A 21,177-nucleotide genomic window follows, 5' to 3' on the forward strand; every position below is an offset into this window, starting at 1 on the left:
AATCCGTACCTGTGGGCGGGGGTCGCTCCGGCGGCGACAGGGAGGGTTCGCGTGGACCGAGCAGACGACGCACCGTCCGATGTGGCGGCGAGCGTTCCGCGGGGTTCCCGGGGAGTGGGGCGGGGCGGCGACATGATGTACCGGCGTCCGGCGGCACAACCCGAGGCCGTGGCCGGATCGTGGTTCGGCCTCGGCACCGCGACCACCGCACCGGATCCGGGGCCCGGTCCCGCCCGCGTCTCGTACGGCTTCTCGGCCGGCCCGATCTCGCCGAACCGTCAGGTCGCGGCACCCATCCGGCCGGCCCTCCCGGCGGCCCCGACCGCCTTCGATCCGCTGCAGGACTCCCCGACGCTCGATCAGCCGGCCATCGCCGGACCGGTCGGCCAGTCCGAGAGCCCGGTGACCTTCGGGCCGCTGCGGAGCTCGGTCGCGGCCGATCGGCAGCGCAGCCCGGTGACCATCGATCAGCGACCGGTCACCACCGATGAGTTCGAGGCGCTGCGTCCGAGGGTCGACGTGCGCGCCGAACCCCCGCGGGGTGTCGAGGTGCACCCCGAACCACCGCGGGGTGCCGAAACGCATGCCGAACCGCCGCGCGCTGCCGACGTGCGCGCCGAACCGCCGCCGCGACGGTCGCGGCTGTTCACCTTTGGCGTGGTCGTGCTCAGCGCGATCGTCCTGCTGGGCGGCTCGATCGTCGGCGTCGTCTACTTCTCCGGCGACTCCGGCACCACAGTGGACGCCGCGATCCAGGCGGGCGTCGGCAACACCGCCAAGCGTACGGTGACCGCCCCGCTGAACAACCGCACCAAGGCCGCGTTCGAACTGCTGGCCGGCGCCGACGTCGTCAACCTGAGCATCAAGGACCTGGGCGACGACCTCTACCGGATTTCCACACCGGACAACGCCGGCATCCGGCCCAGCCCGCAGGTCCGCGACGACGCCGTGAAGCTGCAGGTCGCCGCCGACGGGAACGGCGGCGGTGGCGAGATCGACGTGGTGCTCGCGGCCAAGGTGCGCTGGTCGTTGCGTTTCACCGGGTACGCCGAGGAGCGGCGCCTCGACCTGTCCGGCGGCCGGGTAACCGGCATCGAGATGGTGGCCGGCACCGGCAAGGCCGCGGTCACACTAGCTAGGGCGAGCGGTACCGTGCCCGTGAAAATCAGCGGCGCGGTGAACGAGCTGGTCCTGAAATCGCCGTCCGACAGCCCGGTGCGCGTACGGGTGGACGGTGGGGCGAAATCCGTGGTGGCCGGGTCCCGGGCGTTGCAAGACGTCGCGGCCGGTTCCACATTGACCCCTAGGAACTGGGCGACCCAAGACCGTTACGACGTTGCCGTTGGGGCACGGATCACGTCGTTGACGGTGGAAAACGCCTAGGTGGGTGCGCACTCCGGGCCGCCGGCACCGGCCCGGAGGCGTACGCAGGCAATCAGGGCAGCAAGACGCCTGGATTGAGCAGACCGGCCGGATCGAGCGAAGCTTTGATCCGGCGCATGGTGTCGATCTCGGCGGCCGAGCGGGAGAGCGAAAGCCAGTGCGCCTTGGCGCGCCCGACGCCGTGTTCCGAGCTGATGCTGCCGTGCTTGCTCGCCACCAGACGCAGGACCGCGTCGGTGACCCGCTCCGCGAGATCCCCGGCGTCCAGCACGTTGACATGCAGGTTGCCCTCGGCCATGTGGCCGAAGATGATCGGCCGGGCCGCCGGGGCGATCGCGGCCACCGTCGCCGGTAGCTCATCGACCAGCGACGCCAGCTCAGCGAGCGGCACGCTGACATCAAGCTTCACCGGTACGCCCGCGGCACTGATCGCTTCGGTGTGCATCTCGCGGTGCGCCCACAGACGGGCCACCCCGGCCGCGTCGGAGGCGACGGTCGCGTCCAGCACGGCTTCCGACTCGGCCAGCACCTCGAGCAGGTCGTCGGTCTGGTCCTTGGGGGCCGCGCATTCCAGCACCACGTACGCGGGGTAGGTCTCGGTGAAGGGGGCCGCGAGCCGTCCGTACCCGCGTACGAGATCGAGACCGTCGGCCAGGAAGAGCTCGGCGGCCGCCAGGAACGGCAGCCCGGCACGTGCGGTGACCAGCAGATCCAGGGCTTCCGCCACGCCCGCCACCGCGACCAGCGCCACCGATCGGGCGGTCATCAGCGGCACCAGCCGCAACCGCACCTTGGTGATCACCGCGAGGGTGCCCTCGCTGCCGGCCAGCAGCTGCGTCAGGTCGTACCCGGTGTTGTCCTTGGCCAGGCCGGCCAGGCGGGTGATCACGCTGCCGTCGGCGAGCACCGCCTCGAATCCGGTGAGCTGCTCGCGCATGCTGCCGTAGCGGACCACCCGGACGCCGCCGGCGTTCGTGGCCACCAGGCCGCCGACCGTGGCCGCGGACCGCGCCGCGAGATCGACGCCGACGTCCAGACCGGCCGCGCGGGCGTGCTGCTGCAGCTTCTCGAGCGTGACGCCGGCACCCACGGTGACCTGCGCCTCGAGCGTGTCCACCCGGTCCAGCTCGGTGAGCCGGCCGAGGCTGAGCAGCACCTCGCCGCCGGCCGGAATGCTCGCCCCGACCAGCCCGGTGTTGCCGCCCTGCACGGTGATCGGCACGCCCGCGTCCGCGCACGCCCGGACGACCGCGGCGACCTGCGCCGTGTCGGCCGGGCGCACCACGCACCGGGACTCGCCGGTGAACCGCCTGGTCCAGTCGGTCTCGTACGACGCCTTCAGATCACCGTCGGTCAGCACGTGCCCCGCGCCGACGATCTCGGTCAGGCGGTCCTCGAGATCACTCACCAGAGCACCCGCAGCCGGACCGTCTGTTCCATCGCCTGCAGACGCGCCAGCACCTCGTCGCTGAAGTCGCCGCCGATGTCGGTGATCAGGTAGCCGTACTCGCCGCGCGTGCTCAGCAGCTGGCCCTCGATGTTCACCCGGTGCTCGGCCAGGATGCTGTTGACCTGCGCGAGCACGCCCGGGGTGTTGATGTGCACGTGCACGATCCGCGACACGCCGGACTGCGACGGCAGCGCCACGCCGGGGAGGTTCACGCTCAGCGTGGTGTTGCCCTCCTCGACGAAGCCGTTCAGCTTGTTCGCCACGAAGCCGCCGATGTCGGCCTGCGCCTCCTCGGTCGAACCGCCGATGTGCGGGGTGAGGATCACGTTCGGGTGTCCGCGCAGCTCGGAGACGAACTCGTCACCGCGGCCCTTGGGCTCGGACGGGAAGACGTCGACCGCGGCGCCGGCCAGATGGCCGTCGTCCAGCGCCTCACGAAGCGCCACGTGGTCGACCACGATGCCGCGCGACAGGTTGAGGAAGAGCGCGCCCTGACGCATCCGCTTGAACTGCTCGGCGCCGAAGAAACCGGCGTTGCCGGGCCGGCCGTCGACGTGCAGCGTGACGATGTCGCTGGTCTCCAGCAGCTCCTCGAGGCTGGCGCAGCGGTGGGCGTTGCTCAGCGCGAGCTTGTCGGCGGTGTCGTAGAAGGAGACGGACATCCCCAGGTTCTCGGCGAGCACCGACAACTGCGTGCCGATGTTGCCGTAGCCGACGATGCCCAGCCGGCGGCCGCGGATCTCGTGCGCGCCGTCCGCCGACTTGTCCCAGACGCCCTCGTGCATCATCCGGTTCTTCTCGGTGAGCCGGCGCGTCATCGAGATGATCTCGGCGATGGCCAGCTCGACGACCGACCGCGTGTTCGAGAACGGGGCGTTGAAGACCGCCACGCCCTTCGTGCTCGCCGTGGTCAGGTCGATCTGGTCGGTGCCGATGCAGAACGCGCCGATCGCGACGAGGTTGTCGGCGGCCTCCAGAACCCTCGCGGTGACCTTGGTCTTGGAGCGGATGCCCAGCAGGTGCACGCCGGGGATGCGCTCGATCAGCTCGGATTCGTCGAGGGCGTTGCGAACGGACTCGACCTGGTAGCCAGCCTCCTCGAGCCGGGTTACCGCATCGGGATGGATGCTTTCCAACAACAGGACTCGCACCTTGGCCTGGTCGATCATCTTGTTCCGTTCCGTGTGAGTTTGTCCGTCCGGGCCGCCACGCCGAAGCCCGAGTTATCCAGACTAGTGCCAACACTTTTGGGGGCCTGGTGGGTGTGCTTCACCTCCCACCTGATGGGGCTTGACTACGCCCAACGGTGGATTCGGAAGCTACAACCGTGGGTGGATGTCCGATTCATGATTCTTCGGCACGCTGTGGGATGGCAGGCACGTGAGGCATGCTCGAAGAGGGGTGTCATGGGGGCGCTGTTTTGGGCGGTCGCACTTTCGGTGTTGTCCGCGGCCAGTTACGCGGCCGCGGCGATAGCGCAGGAGCGTCTCGCCGAGCATGGTCAACGAGGCTTGGCCCGGTGGGCGGTGGCGTTGCTGCTGACCGTGGGCGGCGTCGCGCTGCACCTCGTCGCGCTCAACTTCGGCACCGTCGCGGTGGTGCAGGCGCTGGGCACGCTCACCCTGCTGTTCGCCCTGCCGATCGCGGTGATCCGCTATAAGACCAAGATCAGCGCGGCGGGCTGGGTCGACGCGATCCTCACCGTGGCCGGGCTGGCAGTGATCCTGTCGCTGTCGGTGGAGTCCGACGAGCCCGCCCTGCTGTCCGACTCGACCGCGCGCTACCTGTCCGTGATCACGCTGGCGACGGTTCTGGTGCTGACCGTCGCCTCCTGGCCGTCCGGGCCACGGCTGCGGGCCGTCCTGCTGGCGGGCGCCGCCGGCGTCGCGTTCGGCATCGGGTCGGTGATGTCCAAGGCGATCCTGGGCGAGATCACCGAGCATGGTCTTTCCTCGGTGTCCTGGCTGGTCGTCGGCGTCGTGGTGCTGCTCTCCGGCGGCGGCTATCTGCTCGGCCAGCTCTCCTACCAAGGGGCCGGCCTGGCCGCGCCGCTGGCCACGGTCAGCGTGTCCAACCCGGTGGTGGCCGCGACCGCCGGCATCGTCGTCTTCGACGAAAGCTTCCGCCACGGCCTGGCCGGCGACGTGATCGTGGCGGTGGCCGCGGTGGTGATGACGCTCGGCGTGATCGGCCTGTCCCGCCGTTCCGCCGCCCCGGCCGCGCTTGTTTCGTCCGCCGAGGAAAAACAGGAGGACCGGGTCATCGCCTGATCGGGTAACAGCCTTGTCGGGCTGCCGACTTCCCGATAACCGCCTCCCGGCCGCGCGTTGCACTGGCAGGAAAGCCGAATCCGGGAGGACCTGCCATGGCGACCACGATGCTGGTGACACTGCTGGAGCCGGAGGATGCCACGGCGGTCCGCGGCACCGGCGTGGAGGTCCTGGCCGAATACCCGGACTCGATGCTCGTGCGCGGCACCGACGACCAGCGGACCGCCCTGACCGGCCGGGGCGTCGAGGTCACCACGCTGCCGGACCAGGCCACCCAGGTCGCCGGCGCGACGTTCGCGTTCGCCGACGCGGTGCGCGCCCAGGACGCGGCGCCGGTCGACCAGCGACCCGGCCGCACCGCGTATTACCTGGTCAAGCTCGCCGGGCCGGCCGCGCCGGAATGGCTGAACGCGGTACGGTCACTCGGCGTCACGGTGCTGGACAGCCTGCCCGGCTTCACCCTGCTGGTCGGCATGTTGCCGGAGCGGGTCGAGGCGCTGGCCGCGCTGCCCTGGGTGGAGGACGTCACACCGTACCGGGCGGCCATGAAGGTCTCCCCGAAACTGCGCCGCGGCGTGCCCCGCGACCTGGGCACCTCCCTGCTGACCGGGCTTTCCGCGGACGACCTGAGCGGCGCCGAGTCGGAGCGGGTCGAGGTCACCGTCTTCCCCGGCGAGAGCGTCGAGGAGGTGGCCGCCCGGATCCGTGCGGCGAACGGCGTGGTGCTGACCACCGCCGGTCGTACGGTGGTCGGCGAGGTCGGACCCGCGGTCATCGCCGAGCTGGCCGCCACCCAGAGCGTCCAGGCGGTGCTGCCGTTCGCCTTCGCCGAGCTGCACAACGACCGCGCGCTGGCCGTCATGCGGGTGCCCACCGGACACACCTTCGCCGGCCGTACGGTGACCGGCCGGGGTCAGATCGTCGGGATCGCCGACTCCGGGCTGGACACCGGCAACCCGGACCGGATGCATCCGGACATCCGGGGCCGGGTGCACGGCATCACCAGCCTGCCGACCCGCGCCGGGCTGGCACAGTTGATCACCGATCCGCCCGGGAGCGACGACGGACCGGCCGACGGCGACTCCGGGCACGGCACCCACGTGACCGGCTCGGTGCTCGGCGACGGTGCCGCGGCCAAGGCGATCGGCTCGGCCTTCGTGCCGGCCGGCGCCGCCCCCGAGGCCCGGGTCTACTTCCAGGCGATCGGCCAGCGGGTGCACTGGAAGAGCGCCGAGCAGCTCGCCGCCGAGGGTGTTCCGGTGAACCCGGCCAAGTGGCCACCGGCGACGGCCGGGCTGTGGGGGCTGCCGGACGACATCGGCGAGGTGTTCGCGCAGGCGTACGCGCGGGACGCCCGCATCCACACCAACTCGTGGGGCGCACCGACCGCCGGCGTCTATGACGCGACGTCGCGGGCCGTGGACAAGTTCATGTGGAACAACCCGGACATGCTGATCCTGTTCTCGGCCGGCAACGATGGCAAGGACGTCGAGAACCCCAGCGGCGTGGTCGACCCCGACTCGATCGGAACGCCCGGCACCGCGAAGAACTGCCTGACCGTGGGCGCCAGCGAGAACGACCGCCCGCACGGCTCGATGCCGCCGCCTGGCCGGGACTTCAACTGGAGCCAGACAGAGAAGTTTCCGCGGCTGACCGGGGCCGGGCACGTGTCCGACAACGTGGACGGCATGGCCGCGTTCTCGTCCCGCGGCCCGACCGACGACGGCCGGATCAAGCCGGACGTGGTCGCGCCCGGCACCAACGTGCTGTCCATGTTGTCGTCGGTGTTCCCGCCCGACAAGGACCCGCTGTGGGGCCGGCTGCCGCAGAACCACGACCTGCGCGACTTCTACTGCTGGAGCGGTGGCACGAGCATGGCCACGCCGCTGGTCGCGGGCGCGGCGGCACTGGTCCGGGAACGCCTGGCCGAGATCCACCCCGCGCCCTCGGCCGCGCTGATCAAAGCCGTCCTGATCAACGGCGCGGTGCCGATGCGCGGCCAGTTCCCCGGGGAGATCACCGCCGGGCCGAACAACGTGAGCGGCTTCGGCCGAGTCGACGTCACCGCCGCGCTGACGCCGGAGCCGGGCCACGAACTGCGGTACGACGACGACCCGGGTCACAGCGTCGCCTGCGGTCAGATGCGCCGCTACGCCGTCGAGGCCGTGGGCCCGGACGTGCCGCTGAAGGTCACGCTGGTCTGGACCGACGCGCCGTCGCTGGAAGGCGTCGGCCACCTCGTGAACCAGCTGTACCTGCAGGTGCAGGCGCCGGACGGGACACTGTTCGACGGCGACACGACGCCGTTCGGTGCGGCCACGAACAACGTGCAACAGGTCTCGATCGTTTCTCCGGCGGCCGGTGCCTACACCGTCCGCGTACGCGGTCTGTCGGTCACCGAGCACGCGCCGGGCGCGACGCCGGCCGACAAGCCGAGGCAGACGTTCGCGGTGGTGATGTCCGGCGGCACCGGCTTGACTTTGAAATAGCGCCTTAGGGTGGGTGCCGTGACGCAGCTACCCGAGGGGCACGCGGCCGAGGCGGCACGCCTCGTCTGCACGGAGTATGCCGACACCGCGCTCTACCACCACTCGGTTCGGTCGTACCTGTTCGGTGCGGCCTGGGCGGAGGCGGCGGGTTTCGAGTTCGATCGCGAGCTCTTCTTCGTCTCCGCCATGCTGCACGACCTCGCCCTCACGGCGCCCTTCGACAGCCACACACTGGCGTTCGAGGAGGCCGGCGGGCACCTCGCCCGGGTTTTCACGGCCGGTCTGGGCTGGCCCGCGCGGCGCCGTGACCGAGTGGCCGAGCTGATCGTGCTCCACATGCGGGACGACGTCTCCCCGCAGGTCGATGTGGAGAGCCGGATGTTGCAGGTGGGGACCAGCGCCGACGTGTCCGGAACCGGTGTCGAATCCTTCGACCCCGCGTTCCGGGAGGCGCTGGTGCGGGACTATCCACGGCTGGGCTTTGCCGACGCGTTCGTCCGGCTCTTTCAGGATCAGGCCGTACGCAAACCCGGATGCGCGGCCGCGGAGCTGGTGGTGGGCGACTGGGCGCAACGGACCCGGTCGAATCCTCTCGATCGGGACTGACCTGCGGACTTACCCTCGAGGGCATGACGACCAACGGGGATGCTGCTGGAGCGCTGCTCGCGAGCCTTGACGAACACCAGCGCCGGCTGGTCGGTGGCGACTTCGCCGACTCCCGGATGCGACAGTGGACCTACCTGCCGGGGGATCGTCCCGGCCTGCCGATGGAAGACCTCAGCGCGGCGCAGCATGCTCTCGCGATCGAGCTGCTGCGGTCGGCCGACGGTAACGATCTCGCGATGGGCGCGGTCGAGATCGAGCGGGTCCGGCGGGAGCTTGGCAGCGGGTCACCGCCCGCCGGCGACCGGTACTGGCTGCGTGTGCTGGGCGATCCGGGTGGTGACGGACCGTGGGGGTGGCGGATCAACGGGCATCACCTCGCCGTGCACGTGATCGCGACGGACGGTGGGACGACGTACACGCCGCATTTCATCGGTTCCGAGCCGGCCGTGGTGCCGTCCGGGCCGTACGCGGGGCGCCGGATTCTTGGTCCGGAGGAGGATCTGGGGCGTGCGCTGGCGTCCAGTTTGGACCCGGATCAGCGCGCGGCCGGCATCAGCTCGGACGTCGCGCCCGCCGACATCCTTACCCGGGCCGACCCGGTGTGCGACCCGTCGGTGCTGCCTACGGGCATCGGGCGGGGCCTACTGCGGCCGGATCAACGGGACGTTCTCGATCGCCTGGTGCGGCGCTACCTTGACCGCACCACATCGGCCAGGGTGCCGACCCCGGCATCGACCGGATAGCCGAAGTGTGCCCACGCCGTACGGGCAAGAATGCTGGAATGCCGCCGAGGCCGCGGGCCTCGACCAGATCTCGTTCGCCTGGGCCGGGCCGACCACGCTCGGTGCGGGCCATTACTACTGTGTACGCGCTCCCGAGTTCCTCATCGAGTACGACAACACGCAGGACGGCGCTAACCACGTGCACTCCGTGTGGCGGCATATGCGTGACGACTGGGGTGGCGACCTGCTCCGCGCCCACTACGCGCGGCAACACCCCTAGGCGCGCCGCGGCCCGAACCGCTGGTGCGGTCCGGGCCGGTTCGAGAAACCGTCAGGCGCGCTTCTTGAAGGTGGCGGTCGCCCACACGTAGCCGACCACGGCGATCCCCACGCACCAGGCGGTCGCGGCGATCGCGTCCCCCGCCGACGGAGTGCCCGCCAGCAGCCCGCGGAAGGTTTCGATGATCGGGGTGAAGGGCTGGTACCGGGCGAACTGCGCGACACCGGCGCCCATCTTGTCGGCCGGCACGATCGCGCTGCTGAAGAACGGCAGCATGATCAGCGGCACGGTGGCCAGGCCGGCCGTCTCGACCGACTTGGCGGCCAGTCCCAAAGCGACGGTGAGCCAGCTGACCGAGAAGCTGAGCAGCACGACCAGGCCGATCACCCCGAGCCACTCGGTGAAGCTGGCGGACGGGCGGAACCCGAGCGCGAAGGCCGTCCCGATGATCGCCGCCACCGCGATCACGTTGTTCAGCATGCTGGCGACGACCTGGCCGGTCAGCACCGCGCCCCGGGAGACGTCCATGACCTTGAACCGGTTGATGATGCCCTTGGTCATGTCCGAGTTCGCGGCCGTCGCGGTGGCGCCGAGCCCGTAGCAGACGGCCAGCAGAATCATGCCCGGCGTCGCGTAGTCCACGTAGTCGACGCCGACGCTGAACGCGTCGCCGAGCACGTACACGAACATCAGCATCAGGATGACCGGGAACAGGATGGCGTTGAACACCGAGGTCGGGTTCCGGACGGTGTGTTTGAAGTTGCGTCGCAGCATGATCGCCGAGTCACCCATGCTCATTTCGCCATCTCCTCGTTGCTCGCGTGGCCGGTCAGGGCCAGGAAAACGTCGTCCAGGTCGGGGGTGTGCACGGAGAACTCCTCCGCCTGCACGGATTGCTCGTCGAGCCGGTTGAGCAGGTCACGCAGCGACTTCGTGCCGCCGTCGCTGGGGACCGCCAGGGTGAGTGCCTCGTCGTCGCGGGTTCCGCCGGGCAGGACCAGCGCGGCCGCGTCCAGCTCGCGGACGTCGGCGAACCGGAGCCGGACGTGTCCGCCGGGGATCCGTCGCTTCAGCTCGGCGGCCGTCCCCTGGGCGACCAGGCGGCCGCCGTCCAGCACGGCGATCCGGTCGGCGAGCTGGTCGGCCTCCTCGAGGTACTGCGTGGTGAGGAAGATGGTCACGCCGCGGGCGACCAGCTCGCGGATGATCCCCCACATCGTGCGGCGGCTGCGCGGGTCCAGGCCCGTCGTCGGCTCGTCCAGGAAGATGATCTGCGGGTCGCCGACCAGCGTCATCGCCAGGTCGAGCTTGCGTCGCATGCCGCCGGAGTAGGTTGACGCCAGTTTCTGCGCCGACTCCGTCAGCTCGAAATGCTCCAGCAGCTCCGGGATGATCCGCTTGCTCTCGGCCGCGCCCAGCCGGTGCAGGTCGGCCATGAGCTGCAGGTTCTCCTGCCCGGAGAGCAGTTCGTCCACCGCCGCGAACTGACCCGTGACGCCGATCGCCGCGCGGACCGCCTTGGCGTCGGTCGCGGCGTCGTGCCCGGCGACGCGTACGGTGCCGCCGTCTGCCTTGATCAACGTGGTCAGCACGTTGACCGTTGTCGTCTTGCCCGCCCCGTTGGGGCCGAGCAGGGAGAATATGGTGCCGGCCTGGACCTCCAGGTCGATGCCGCCGAGGACCACCTTGTCCCCGAAGGCCTTGCGCAGCCCGGAAACCTCGATCGCTGAACTTCTCATGCGGACCACGATCGGCGGGCGGCCTGTCACGCCCCTGTCACGGCCCTGACACGGGCCCTGACATCAGGGTTCGATCGAGTCGAGAACGGCCGGCCAGAACGAGTCCGGGTCCTCGGTGGTCGCACTGTCGATCGTGGTCAGAGCGGCGCGGAGGGCATCGCTGCCGGTGTCCGGGTCGGCGGCCAGCGCGAGGCATTCGGCGAACGTCCGCACGCTGCTGTTGACCAGGATCGGCGCGTCCGGCCGCCACGGCGCCAGCAGCCAGACCTTGGACTGCTCGTAGTCCAGGGCGAGCTCGTGATGCTCGGCGGAGAAACCGAGCACGATGCCGTCGATCTCGCGGCCACCGAAGTATCGGGACGTCTTGGCACTTCGCGTGGCCGCCGCGAAGATCGTGCCCACTCGCCGCGGAAGCCCGTGTTCCAGCAGGAACTCACGAGCCTCCGCCGGGCACCCGTCCAGAGCCGCGGCCGCGGGCTTCACGTAGTCAGTCATCAGCGCGGCAGTTTAGTTCCTCTCAAGATCCACAAGATGAACGACTGTCCATGATCTGGTGGTCTTTCGCTGAGTTCTCTCTCTACTCTCACGTCCATCGCAGGCGCGGGATCGTCATCACCCAGATTGACACGTTGAACAAGGGCAACGAGCGAGGATGCGGCGACGACAACCCGTACAACTAGTCGAAAAGAGATCGCCCCGGGAAGGTCGTTGTGCCATGGCGACGGCCGCCGGGGCTTTCCGATCGTTACTGGGTCATTTGGCTGGTCGCCGCCGGGCACCCGCCCGACGCCGCCGAAGGGTGGGCGTCGCGCGTACCTGCTTGGCGAGCCGCGCCGCCGGCCGGAGTCAGGGCATTCGCTGAGGCGAACGCGCGACTGTGGACAGAGATCGGTGGGGAGCGTCCGGACGCTTGGACGAGCCGCCTGGTCGAGGCTTCGTCCGCATGGCGTCGATACACGTCGACACGTTGGTGACCCGGCCACGACGGCGAGCACTCACCTCGAACGCCAGCGAATGACTGTCGACGGGCGAGGTCGCGCAGTAGCGAACGCGCGAAGCGTCGGGACTCCGGGGGCCGCCCGGGCGTGGGGTCTGGGGGCTCGGCCCCCAGGAATAACGCGCGACCGGAACGGTTCGCGCTCTTCGCGGACAGGAAACACGCCCGGTCGTGCGCCCGGCAGGATTCGAACCTGCGACCGACGGATTAGCAGACCTGCCGGGCGCGCTGGATCATGGAAGTTCATCGGGAAGCATCCTGAACTGGGAAGACGGGATAGTTCTCGGCTCGGACCTAATCCAAGATCATGCCGGTCAACGGGTAATAACGTCGATGACGGGTAACAAAGTCGGTAACCAGCGGACACCCGATTGGTGCCTGAAACGGCTGGCGGTCGGGCGGGCGACACGTCATGGTGAGTCGTGATCACGATCCAGCGGGTACGCGTGCGGTGGAGCGCGGCGTCACGTGGTGCGCGGCAAGCGGACGCCCGGCGTGGCATGGACTGTCCCGTAGAGCTTCCCGCCCTCCTGCCGGCGTCTGAGGTCGCGATTCATGACGTGCTCGCTGATGAGGCCAACGGCTACGAGCGCCACGACGACGTGTTATGCGGCGGTGTCGAGCGAGGCGGGGACATCGGCCCGTGGCTGACGAGTGAGGGCGCGACGCTGGTAGTCGATCGGCTGCCGGAGAGGGCGGCCTTACCCGCGTCACAGCGGGACCGCACGCCTGTTCACGCTCCTGCCGGGCGAGGTGGGGCGGTATCGAGCCAACTTCCGACTCGCGGGGAGCTGTTGCGACCGGGCCTGGCATTACGAGAGCTGGTCGGTGCACGTCAGCAACGGCAGGGTAGAGCCTGACCGGTTCGTTCGAGACGAGCCTGACCATGACGTCGACAAGCGGGTGCACGTCTACGGCGGATCAGTTCGTTCGGCAGGTCGCATCCACGGTCGGTGAAGGCCGACGCCGCCGACGGTCAGCGGGGATGACCGGTCAGTGCTGGGTGCGGCATGATTGCCGGTCATGCGAAGCGTCAATCCGTACGTGGTTGTTGAGGAACCAACGTTCGTGGTCCGCTTCCTCCTCGACGCTCGCGTCGACACGGCTGACTCGGTCGCCAACGTGGATGCGTTCGTGGACCTTCCGGATGGGTCTAGTTGGGCCTTGACGATATTCACGGCCGACGAGGTTCGGCGTCGTCTGGCGGTTTGGAAGGCGACCGGCGAAGTGGCGAACGGCAGTTACTTCTGGGCCGTTGACCAGGTGATCGTGCCGAAGCCTGGCCTTCCGGCGATGACCGCCGCAATCCGAGAACTCGTTCGCAGCGGCGAACTCGCGAGCGTCGGCGTGCGGTGCGAGTCCCCGTGACCCGGGACCTGGGGGTATGACCCCTTCGAACCGATGAGCCGGACCGCTATGTGATAGCAGCCCAAAACCTGCCACGGTTTTAGGGTCGTTGCGAGTTGCGTAACGTGGTTCAAAAATCGATCAGGTGTCTTCCGTTTGCGGGCAGCTTCGTGTGCGGAATCCCTGCTAGGAGGCGCTCCAGCTGAGTCGGGTCTTCGCTAGTTGCGTATACTATTTGAGCGTTTCTGCTATCGTATCTCAATCGGTGAAGGAACGCGGCCAAGCTGTCGCGGTCGGTTTCCTGCTGTCGCGGCTCGTCAAGCATAAGGAGGCCAAGATGCCTTCCGCCTTGCGCGGAGATCGCGGTCTCCAGTAGCGCAGCATAGTATGCCCATTTGGTGCGGATTGTGTCTGAGGCGCTGATTCCGAAAGCAACATCAAAGGTGAGCTCGAATCCATCATTTACTGGCAGTAGCGTTCTGTCGTCAATGCTGACTGATTCGGGAGAAAGGCTTCGGAGGTTGTATGCAGCCAGCTGTTGTTGGAAGCTTCTTCGAAAATTCTGGAGTGTAGCTCGATCCTCTGCATCCGTGATGTTGGAGTCAAGGTTCGCCCGTCGTGCACGGGTGTCATCTACAATCTCAGCCAGTTCGTCAAGCTCCTCATCTATTCCGGCCACCAGTCGACGAGCGTGCGTAGCGGCACGAAGCCTTCCTTCAAGAACCAGGCGCTCCTGAATGTCGGCGATGCTTGGCGCGTTAGAGGGGCCAATAAGTTCATCGCGAAGGAGACGAACTCGGTCGCGCGCCTCTGAAAGCGATGCTTCGGCATTGGCCAACGATCTGGCGAGGTTGGCTGTGCGGGTAGCAGCTGAGTTCTGAAGGGCTTGCAGGGCGAGGCGCTCGGAATCGAGGAGGGAGATGTTTTCTTCGACTGGAGTAACAGTTTCCGTTGCTACCAGTCGCCCGTCTACTTCCTGTGAGCAGGTCGGACATCTGCCCTCGGAGAGCAGAGGTAATTCTAACTCGCCGCCGAGGCTCACGATCTTCTTTAGATCTTGCAGGCGTCTCTTGTCTTCGGCAAGGCTGGACAGTCTTGCAACTATGGCGTCCTCATCACTCGCCGAAAGGTTAAGCTGCTCATGTAAGTTTCTCGCCGTTGCGCTAAGGCGTTGAACCTCGCGCTCGGCATCAGCGAGTTGCTCTCGCGTTTGGGTCGTTCGGGCGCCGGCATCCATCCCGACATCCCGCAAGTCGCTCAGCCTACGCCTCCAAATTGCTTCAGCGTCTTGTAGGCCATGCCACTCTGAATTAATGTTCGCCTCTACCTCGGCGTTGCGTCGTTGTGGACGTCCGGTAGGCTTTTCTTGAAGATAAGAAATTCGGAAATTCTCGGCCTGCGCCGTGGCTTGTGCTTTGCTGACCAAAGATGCCCACTGGCGGCTTGCGGCAGCGGCCTCCTCGCGGAGTGCGTCGGCTTGACGAATCCTTTCGAGCGTGTGTAGCCCAAGTGTGAACTCAACGCCTCGCCGTAAGGGTTCCCTAATGCCATAATGGGTGGGAATGCGGGGACCTATGCCGGACCAGCCATATTTTTGCTCGATGTAGAACAATGGAAACAGGACTTCAAGATATAGTCGGGTCTCCGTCCCGGAAAAGTTCGGTACCATAGGAAGATTCCAGCCGACGAATTCGGCGAGAAGGCGATGAAAGCCGACGCGGCTAGTGGTTGATCCGGCATCGCGAACGAACATGTCTCGCCGTTCGGCTTGACGTAAGCCTTGTTCATCGCTGGCTGTCCAAACCTGCACCAGGTTCAAGCTTCTGTCGGCGCTCTTTCCCCAACGTCGAACTTGAAGGAATCTACGATCTCGATTCGAGATCGTCAGGGTGACGTATGACTCGATGACGCCGTATCTCCCTCGCCCGGTCTCAATGACAGTGGTCATTGCGGGGCCGAGAGGGGACCGACGACTTGCTGATTGTGATCCTTCGAGGCCGAGGGCGTATACCATTGCCTGAAGGAGCGTTGACTTCCCCCAACTGTTTGGCGCGTTTAGGACGTTCAGTCCGTGACCGAAGCGGACGTTATAGTTTGCAGTGCCGTCTGTGCTGACAACCGTAAGCGAAGCTGCAACTATTTGAACGGTCATGTCTGGCTTCCTATAGAGTTGTCATTTTGCAATTTCGCTGGTGTGCCTAGTTTCCTCCACATTGCCGCCTCAGAAACCTGCCCGAGAGCTGATAGAAGTAGTTGTTCCCGCTCCATTAGGCCATGCTCATCACCCCTGATCGCCGATGCAAGAGTTTTTCCTAGAGCAGTAAGTTTCCTTCGACCATTAGCTTGGGCTTCTACCAAGCCTGATGCCTGCGCAAGGCGCAACGTATCTTCTAGAGCGCTATCCCACGCTCGCAGGGGGGCATTGCGTCCTGGTGGCGCACTCCACGCTTCCAGAAGTTGACGCTCGTTCTGCCCGTCCCTCAACGACCAGCAGAGGATATGCAGCTGTTCGACAGTTGCCGACTGCCCTCTGCACCCAGCGAGGCAAAGGACTAGAGCGGACACTCGCCATGCTGCGCGCTCTCGACCGGGTAAGGGAAGCGCAACCTGCCGAGTGGAAAGGATGGTCCCCTCAAGTTCTCGCCAATTGCTTTGGCGTGATCTCCGAGGACTGGCAAGCGGGGCAGAGGTCTCAGTCTCGCGTCGGTCGCTTGAATTTTCGGTCATACCGCAGCTCCGCCCAGGCGGAGTGGGCATTGTATGAGCCAGGATGCAATGTAGTGATGTGCCAGTTCATCGCACAATAGCGAAGATAGCGTCGGTACATCCCTCGAAAAGCTGGCTGCGAGTTGCTGGGCGAGTTGCGCTATTTCTTGGTGGGTACGGGCGCCATCTACGGCGTTGCTCTTTCTGATCGTTCGATATGTTGTATTCGCGCGTCTTAGTATGACCTCGTGCGCCAGCCCGTAACGGGCCTCAAGGGCTTCAAGGTGTTTCTGGCCGTAGACGTATTCGTAGAGGGTGTCCTGGCAGTATGCCTGTAGGCGGTCCGGGTCCTCCGCAAGCTGTGGATGTTCCAGGAGCTTTTCTCTGAGGCCCTGCTCGAACGGCTTTCCGTGACGTTCGACCTCATGCAGCTGAGGTTCCATAGTGGTCAAGCGAATCTGTCCTGAAAGCAGTCCATTCAATTTCTTCAGTTCTGCTGGGAACAATTCTCGATCATTGTAAATAAGGATCTGAAAATCGTCGTGACACCAGGGTGGGCGTGGAACTGAGTCGCGAACTCGTTTGCTCTTCAGGCGGGCATACTTGACCAATTCCTTGTCATCGTAATCTGGCGTCAGCAGTATCCATCGCCGAATTCGATAGCTAGGCCCGAGTAGTCTCATGGTCTCGGCGGTTTTGTTGACAAGTTTTCCTACATCATCACGGATCTTGCCTTTTTGGGATTCGGTTTGAGAGGCGACGGTGAACGAGTCTTCCGGCGAATAGCACTGATAGACGATGCCGTCATCGAGCCGATAGGCCTCCATGCCGCCGTCGCCGTCGACTCTTGCTGGAATAAATTGGATGTCGTCACCATGTTTGAGGCCAAGAAGCCGACAGCAATGATCTTGCCATTCGTTGCCATCCCACTGCTCCCGCACGGACATGAGCAACTCCAGTTTGCTTCCCGAGCCGGAAGCGAGCCTTCAAGTCGGTCTGCTGGTAGGTGCCGATCCACTCTCCACTGTCGCTTTCGCATCGTAACCAAGACAGGACGTTCTGTGAATGTCCTTGCTTGTATGGTCAACGGAGCTCCGAGACGACCTTCATGGCGAGGTCGAGACTGCCTGCGGCTACGAACCGCTGCCTTCGGTCCATCGCCTTCGCCACGTCCGTGAACGAGTCGAAGCCGTAGTCGAGCGGCACGGGGTTGGCGTCCAGGTCGAGCACCGTGCCGCCGGAGGCGTGCAGGATGTAGTGCCCCGGCGCGAGGTCCCAGACGGCGAAGCCCTTGGCGAACTCGATGACTGCCTCTGTCATGCCGGCGGCGACGTGGCACAGGCTGACGGAGCCGAAGTCCACGCCGATCCGGCCCCGGCTCTTGCCGTCTTCGCCCGGCGCGTCCAGCGCCTGCATGAGCTGGGTCTGCTGGGACAGCGGGAGGAAGCGCTCGCCTGGCCGCATCAGGAAGTTGGTGACCAGCGACTCAGACAGCTTCTTCTTCGAGCGCTGCTTCAGCTCAAAGGTCTGCGAGTCCGCGGTGATGACGAACGCCCGGTCAACGCCCTGGTCGTCGCGGGCGCCGACGTAGAGCTGAAGGTGGTGGAAGATGTCGCCGACCACCGCGATGACGGGCTGCGCAGCCTCACGGCTGTAGACCATGACGTGCGTGTACCCGAGCAGGCCGCGCACTGCCAACTCGCTGGTGTCGAGCGGGTCGACGAGCACGCAGAGGTCAGCGTCGGGGTTGTCGCCGATCACCTCGGGCTCTGCCTCCTCGGAGGCGTAGACGAACGAGCCGAGGATCGGTGTCAGGAGTTCCCGATACCGCCGGTGCATCCACAGATCGTGCTCCGACAGGAAATTGTCCTCGTGGCGGAGGTTCTCGCTTTCGCCTCGCTGGCCCGTCAGGGCCGCCTCGATGAGGCGCGGGCGTAGTTCCAGCATGACGCCGCGGACCGTTTCGGCGATCTTCTGGGCGAGCGGTGGGATGTCCGTGGCCTGCTCCATCGGTGCGTCTCCAGTCTGGTCAGCGCAGTTCTAGCGGTGGCTCGATACCGGGCGGGCTCATCGTCGCGGCGATGAACACCGCCTCGAAGTTCGCCGCCTGCATGATCTTCGCCCCGGTGAGGTCTTCGAAGCTGTCGACTTCCAAGGAACTGCCCTTGGTCATGGCTCCGAAAACGGCGAAGTACAACTCCGCGCCCGGATACCGTTGGCGAAGCTCACGGGCAACGAGGCCGACGACGTCGGCATGCTTCACCTCGAAGTCGCAGATCACGATTACCGGCGACTCGACCGACTCGGGAAAGTGGGAGTCCGTACCGAAGGTGATCTCGTTCTTGGCGCGATTGCATCTGAGGTAGCCGATGGAGCACCGGTTGAACTGGGCGGAAGCCAGGAACGTGGCCATGACCAGGCCAGCTTCATTTATCCCGAAGCAGATGTCCGCATCCAGCCTGCGTCCCAGGCTCCTGATCTGCCTCATCAGGCGCTGGATACCGAAGCCGAAGGTGTTCCAGGTCAAGTCGAGCAACTGCGCGGGGTTGGGATTGGGCAACGAGAAGGCGCAGATGGCCGGGTTCCCGTTGTCGATCGTGGGGACGAGCAGGTTGAAGTCCGGACCGATGACATTGTCCGCGTCCGGCGAGCCGTCGATGACGCCGTTCCGCACCCGGAGCGAGTCGCTGGTAGCGGGAATCGGTGAGCGCTCGGACGCGGTCTTCAACGCCAACTGGTCTTCCACTGGAAGCTTCTCGTACGCCTCTTGCACCAAGTCGCCGGGCGAGATCACCTCGTCGGCTGTGCTGTGTGGACCACGCCCGTAGGCGATGGCGAGGATGAGCAGGCTGGCGAATGACGGTGGTGAGCCAGCGCCGGCGGTGCCGCGTGCCCTCGCCCAGCTCTCCCAGGCATTGATCGTGGTTCCGCCCAAGGCGGTCTGATTTCCCGCCACCTCGTTGTAGCGGGCGGCAGCCTGGTCCTGCGACAGCCCGGCCGCGTAGCGGTACGCCTGAATGCTTGGCAGGTCCTGGTGTCGGTTCATCAACTGGCGCGCCGCCGCATTGACTGAGCCGTACTCGAAGAACAGAGCCTTGCCTTGCCGGGCAAGCTCTCGCCCGCGTGCTTGCGGAGATAGGTTCTGCTGTGCGGTGGCGCCCATGCTGGCCTCTCCATCGCTGACTGCGCGTCTGGAATCTCTCACCGGTCGTGACCGCAACGCTACTGTTGCCCACCGCAATGGGCAATCCGCGTCGACCGGTCGTGAATCCGCAGGTCGTCGCCGCCCATAGATCCGATGGCGTTCGGACCGTCGCGCAGGTGTGCCCGACTCCCTGGTGATGCGACCGTTTCTCCACGTTGACCTTCGGGTCGGCCTTTCAGAACTCCGCTCGCCGTCCCAGCAAATGAGCGAAGGCGGCGAGCGGTCACCAACCGGAGGGGAGAGGCATGTCGGAGTCGACGACGCCGCACGTCCCCTCACGGCCGGACTGGAACTGTGCGACGCCAGGATGCGGACAACCGTGGCCTTGCGCGACGGAGCGAGCGGACTTGCTGCGAACGTTCCGGCATGCGCGCTTGACGCTGCGGATGTACCTGGCCGCGCACATGCAGAAGGCGATCGACGACGCCGTTCGCCATCCAATGGACGTCGACATCGACTTCTGGTCGCGCTTCATGGGTTGGGTTCCCCTGAGCATGCGTCCACCACCCACCGGACCGGCGGCCCAACAACCCGCCCGTGGAGAAGTGCAGGACTGCGAAACGCACGTCACGATTCCGTGCCGCGTGATCGGAGCCGGGCGGGCGTGACAGGTTCCCGTGCTGGTCATGCCTGCCCAGCGCACCCGTGACGTCCGTTCTCCGGATTGGAGGAGCGATGTACCAGGCGATCGTGAGCCCGCAAGAAGACATGTTCATCGCCGTGCGGCCCGGCCATACGGCGGCTATGCAGCTTCCGTCCGCCTACTACGCCGAACTCGCGGACATCGCCGACCGGGATGAGCCAGTCCCCGATTGGTTCGCGGACGCGGCGCATCAGGCGTGGAGCATCGAGCTGGACGGGCGGCCTATCAACGACGTCCTGGTGATACGACCGCCATCGGTCTCACCGGTCACCTACAGCCGGGCGTCATGGGAGATCAACAAGGGCTGCAACTTCTCGTGTGAGCACTGTTACCTTGAACAACGGCCTTTCGCAGGTCTGCCGCTACCCGAGAAGCTGCGCCTGCTCGACATGCTCCGCGACATGGGCGTCATCTGGTTCGAGGTCACCGGCGGAGAACCGCTAATCGACCAGGACTTCGTGCCCGCGTACGAGCATGCTCACGCCGCCGGAATGATGATGGAGATCCTGACCAACGGCTCCCGGCTTTACCGGGACGAGTTGCTCGACGCCTTCATCGCTCGTCGGCCTCACAAGATCACCGTCTCGTTGTACGGAGCGAGCCCCGAGACGGCCGATGCCCTCACGCAGACGCGCGGCGCGTTCAAGAACGCGTACCGCGGCCTCGTCGCGGCGGCCGGCGTTGGTCTACCGCTTGAGGTCACGCTGATCGTCACCAAGCACAACGTCGATGAACTCGACGAGATGCGCGCGATGGTGCGCGAACTGGGCTTGCCGTTCAAGGAGTACGCCTCGATCTCGCCGACCTACACCGGCAAGGGCACGACCCTGGAGACCCAGGTGCCGAGCTTGATCGGCAAGAGTGACGTCTTCCAGGGCTTCCCGGCGGGGCACACGTCGTTTCACGTCGATCCGCTCGGGTTCACGACGATGTGCAAGGTCGGCCGGGACAACCCCATCAATCTGATCACCGAAGGCCCGGAAGGGCTGCTGCGTCTGCCCGCGATCGCAGACGCCCAGATGCTTCGCACAGGCGGATGCAGTGGCTGCAAGCTCTCGTCCACCTGCCGGGTATGCCGACCCATGGCGCGCGTGTACCAGGAGGCGAAGGCACCACTCAGTCACTATTGCCAGCACGGCATGAAGGAGAAGTCATGAGCGCAACCCCCGTGCAGATCCTCAGCCGCCCGCCGCACGCGGGCAACGCCGCCAAGAAGCTGACCAGCAAGACCGAACCCGCCGGAGTCGTCATCACGCAGATCGACAGCCTGACCACCGGCAATGAGCGAGGCTGCGGCGACGACAACCCGTACAACTAGTCCGAGAAGGGAACCCCGGAAG

General features: G+C 66.2%; 19 protein-coding genes and 1 pseudogene. 10 read left to right on the forward strand and 10 right to left on the reverse strand.

Annotated features, from left to right (window positions below):
* Positions 1-51 precede the first annotated feature (51 nt).
* Complete coding sequence (locus HH310_RS30885; protein ID WP_169179229.1) at positions 52-1,383, forward strand: hypothetical protein; 1,332 nt, start codon at positions 52-54, stop codon at positions 1,381-1,383.
* Between the two features lie 52 nt (positions 1,384-1,435).
* Here the strand turns inward: HH310_RS30885 and HH310_RS30890 are convergent, their stop codons facing one another.
* Positions 1,436-2,791 (reverse strand): FAD-binding oxidoreductase, encoded by a 1,356-nt coding sequence (locus tag HH310_RS30890; RefSeq protein ID WP_169179230.1) that lies wholly within the window; start codon positions 2,789-2,791, stop codon positions 1,436-1,438.
* Complete coding sequence (serA, locus tag HH310_RS30895; protein WP_169179231.1) at positions 2,788-4,002, reverse strand: phosphoglycerate dehydrogenase; 1,215 nt, start codon at positions 4,000-4,002, stop codon at positions 2,788-2,790. Before serA ends, HH310_RS30890 begins: the two co-directional genes overlap by 4 nt.
* A gap of 237 nt (positions 4,003-4,239) precedes the next feature.
* On the opposite strand from serA, the gene HH310_RS30900 reads away from it, so the two are divergent.
* From HH310_RS30900 to HH310_RS45010, 5 genes are all read left to right on the forward strand, one after another.
* Positions 4,240-5,103: a DMT family transporter gene (locus HH310_RS30900; RefSeq protein ID WP_169179232.1), complete on the forward strand. Its 864-nt coding sequence runs from the start codon at positions 4,240-4,242 to the stop codon at positions 5,101-5,103.
* 95 nt (positions 5,104-5,198) lie between these two features.
* Positions 5,199-7,592, forward strand: a complete 2,394-nt coding sequence (locus HH310_RS30905; protein WP_169179233.1) for a S8 family serine peptidase — start codon at positions 5,199-5,201, stop codon at positions 7,590-7,592.
* Between the two features lie 18 nt (positions 7,593-7,610).
* Positions 7,611-8,198, forward strand: a complete 588-nt coding sequence (locus HH310_RS30910) for an HD domain-containing protein (RefSeq protein WP_169179234.1) — start codon at positions 7,611-7,613, stop codon at positions 8,196-8,198.
* Positions 8,199-8,221: 23 nt separating this feature from the next.
* Positions 8,222-8,941 carry a DUF3500 domain-containing protein gene (locus HH310_RS44295; protein WP_282438583.1) on the forward strand — a complete coding sequence of 240 codons (720 nt, stop codon included), beginning with the start codon at positions 8,222-8,224 and terminating at the stop codon, positions 8,939-8,941.
* A 7-nt stretch (positions 8,942-8,948) separates the two neighbouring features.
* A complete protein-coding gene (locus HH310_RS45010) occupies positions 8,949-9,200 on the forward strand; it encodes a DUF3500 domain-containing protein (protein ID WP_312034424.1) in 252 nt (83 codons plus the stop codon).
* Positions 9,201-9,251: 51 nt separating this feature from the next.
* Here the strand turns inward: HH310_RS45010 and HH310_RS30920 are convergent, their stop codons facing one another.
* The 3 genes from HH310_RS30920 to HH310_RS30930 all read right to left on the reverse strand — a co-directional run bounded on the left by HH310_RS30920 (position 9,252) and on the right by HH310_RS30930 (position 11,434).
* Positions 9,252-9,992, reverse strand: coding sequence for an ABC transporter permease (locus HH310_RS30920; protein ID WP_169179300.1), 741 nt, complete (start codon positions 9,990-9,992; stop codon positions 9,252-9,254).
* Positions 9,993-9,994: 2 nt separating this feature from the next.
* On the reverse strand, positions 9,995-10,939 hold the full coding sequence (locus tag HH310_RS30925) for an ATP-binding cassette domain-containing protein (protein WP_169179235.1): 945 nt from the start codon (positions 10,937-10,939) through the stop codon (positions 9,995-9,997).
* A gap of 63 nt (positions 10,940-11,002) precedes the next feature.
* Entirely contained in the window at positions 11,003-11,434 is a 432-nt protein-coding gene (locus HH310_RS30930; protein ID WP_169179236.1) for an SUKH-4 family immunity protein, read from the reverse strand.
* 1,525 nt (positions 11,435-12,959) lie between these two features.
* Here HH310_RS30930 and HH310_RS30935 point away from each other — a divergent pair.
* Positions 12,960-13,304, forward strand: a complete 345-nt coding sequence (locus HH310_RS30935) for a hypothetical protein (protein ID WP_169179237.1) — start codon at positions 12,960-12,962, stop codon at positions 13,302-13,304.
* Between the two features lie 109 nt (positions 13,305-13,413).
* On the opposite strand, the gene HH310_RS30940 is transcribed toward HH310_RS30935, so the two are convergent.
* The 5 genes and pseudogenes from HH310_RS30940 to HH310_RS30955 form a co-directional block, all read right to left on the reverse strand.
* Positions 13,414-15,102: a hypothetical protein gene (locus tag HH310_RS30940; protein ID WP_248294596.1), complete on the reverse strand. Its 1,689-nt coding sequence runs from the start codon at positions 15,100-15,102 to the stop codon at positions 13,414-13,416.
* Between the two features lie 24 nt (positions 15,103-15,126).
* Positions 15,127-15,435: pseudogene (locus HH310_RS45905) on the reverse strand (AAA family ATPase); the annotation flags it as partial.
* 571 nt (positions 15,436-16,006) lie between these two features.
* Entirely contained in the window at positions 16,007-16,936 is a 930-nt protein-coding gene (locus tag HH310_RS30945; protein ID WP_169179239.1) for a hypothetical protein, read from the reverse strand.
* A gap of 136 nt (positions 16,937-17,072) precedes the next feature.
* On the reverse strand, positions 17,073-17,999 hold the full coding sequence (locus HH310_RS30950) for an inositol monophosphatase family protein (RefSeq protein ID WP_169179240.1): 927 nt from the start codon (positions 17,997-17,999) through the stop codon (positions 17,073-17,075).
* Positions 18,000-18,018: 19 nt separating this feature from the next.
* A complete protein-coding gene (locus HH310_RS30955) occupies positions 18,019-19,152 on the reverse strand; it encodes a hypothetical protein (RefSeq protein WP_169179189.1) in 1,134 nt (377 codons plus the stop codon).
* A 416-nt stretch (positions 19,153-19,568) separates the two neighbouring features.
* Between HH310_RS30955 and HH310_RS30960 the strand changes: the two genes are divergently transcribed.
* The 3 genes from HH310_RS30960 (at position 19,569) to HH310_RS30970 (ending at position 21,155) form a co-directional block, all read left to right on the forward strand.
* Positions 19,569-19,802, forward strand: coding sequence for a hypothetical protein (locus HH310_RS30960; RefSeq protein WP_169179241.1), 234 nt, complete (start codon positions 19,569-19,571; stop codon positions 19,800-19,802).
* Positions 19,803-19,869: 67 nt separating this feature from the next.
* Positions 19,870-20,994, forward strand: coding sequence for a radical SAM protein (locus HH310_RS30965; protein ID WP_169179242.1), 1,125 nt, complete (start codon positions 19,870-19,872; stop codon positions 20,992-20,994).
* The gene (locus HH310_RS30970) at positions 20,991-21,155 is read left to right on the forward strand and encodes a hypothetical protein (RefSeq protein ID WP_169179243.1); all 165 of its coding nucleotides are present in this window, start codon (positions 20,991-20,993) and stop codon (positions 21,153-21,155) included. Before HH310_RS30965 ends, HH310_RS30970 begins: the two co-directional genes overlap by 4 nt.
* The last annotated feature ends 22 nt before the right edge of the window (positions 21,156-21,177 follow it).

The sequence above is a fragment of the Actinoplanes sp. TBRC 11911 genome, assembly GCF_012933445.1.
Taxonomy (GTDB): domain Bacteria; phylum Actinomycetota; class Actinomycetes; order Mycobacteriales; family Micromonosporaceae; genus Actinoplanes.

Bases quoted from the DNA above. Each gene is read 5' to 3' on its own strand.
- serA (WP_169179231.1), bottom strand. From the start codon at position 4,002: ATGATCGACCAGGCCAAGGTGCGAGTCCTGTTGTTGGAAAGCATCCAT.
- HH310_RS30900 (WP_169179232.1), top strand. From the start codon at position 4,240: ATGGGGGCGCTGTTTTGGGCGGTCGCACTTTCGGTGTTGTCCGCGGCC.
- HH310_RS30905 (WP_169179233.1), top strand. From the start codon at position 5,199: ATGGCGACCACGATGCTGGTGACACTGCTGGAGCCGGAGGATGCCACG.
- HH310_RS44295 (WP_282438583.1), top strand. From the start codon at position 8,222: ATGACGACCAACGGGGATGCTGCTGGAGCGCTGCTCGCGAGCCTTGAC.
- HH310_RS30920 (WP_169179300.1), bottom strand. From the start codon at position 9,992: ATGGGTGACTCGGCGATCATGCTGCGACGCAACTTCAAACACACCGTC.
- HH310_RS30925 (WP_169179235.1), bottom strand. From the start codon at position 10,939: ATGAGAAGTTCAGCGATCGAGGTTTCCGGGCTGCGCAAGGCCTTCGGG.
- HH310_RS30930 (WP_169179236.1), bottom strand. From the start codon at position 11,434: ATGACTGACTACGTGAAGCCCGCGGCCGCGGCTCTGGACGGGTGCCCG.
- HH310_RS30935 (WP_169179237.1), top strand. From the start codon at position 12,960: ATGCGAAGCGTCAATCCGTACGTGGTTGTTGAGGAACCAACGTTCGTG.
- HH310_RS30945 (WP_169179239.1), bottom strand. From the start codon at position 16,936: ATGTCCGTGCGGGAGCAGTGGGATGGCAACGAATGGCAAGATCATTGC.
- HH310_RS30950 (WP_169179240.1), bottom strand. From the start codon at position 17,999: ATGGAGCAGGCCACGGACATCCCACCGCTCGCCCAGAAGATCGCCGAA.
- HH310_RS30955 (WP_169179189.1), bottom strand. From the start codon at position 19,152: ATGGGCGCCACCGCACAGCAGAACCTATCTCCGCAAGCACGCGGGCGA.
- HH310_RS30965 (WP_169179242.1), top strand. From the start codon at position 19,870: ATGTACCAGGCGATCGTGAGCCCGCAAGAAGACATGTTCATCGCCGTG.
- HH310_RS30970 (WP_169179243.1), top strand. From the start codon at position 20,991: ATGAGCGCAACCCCCGTGCAGATCCTCAGCCGCCCGCCGCACGCGGGC.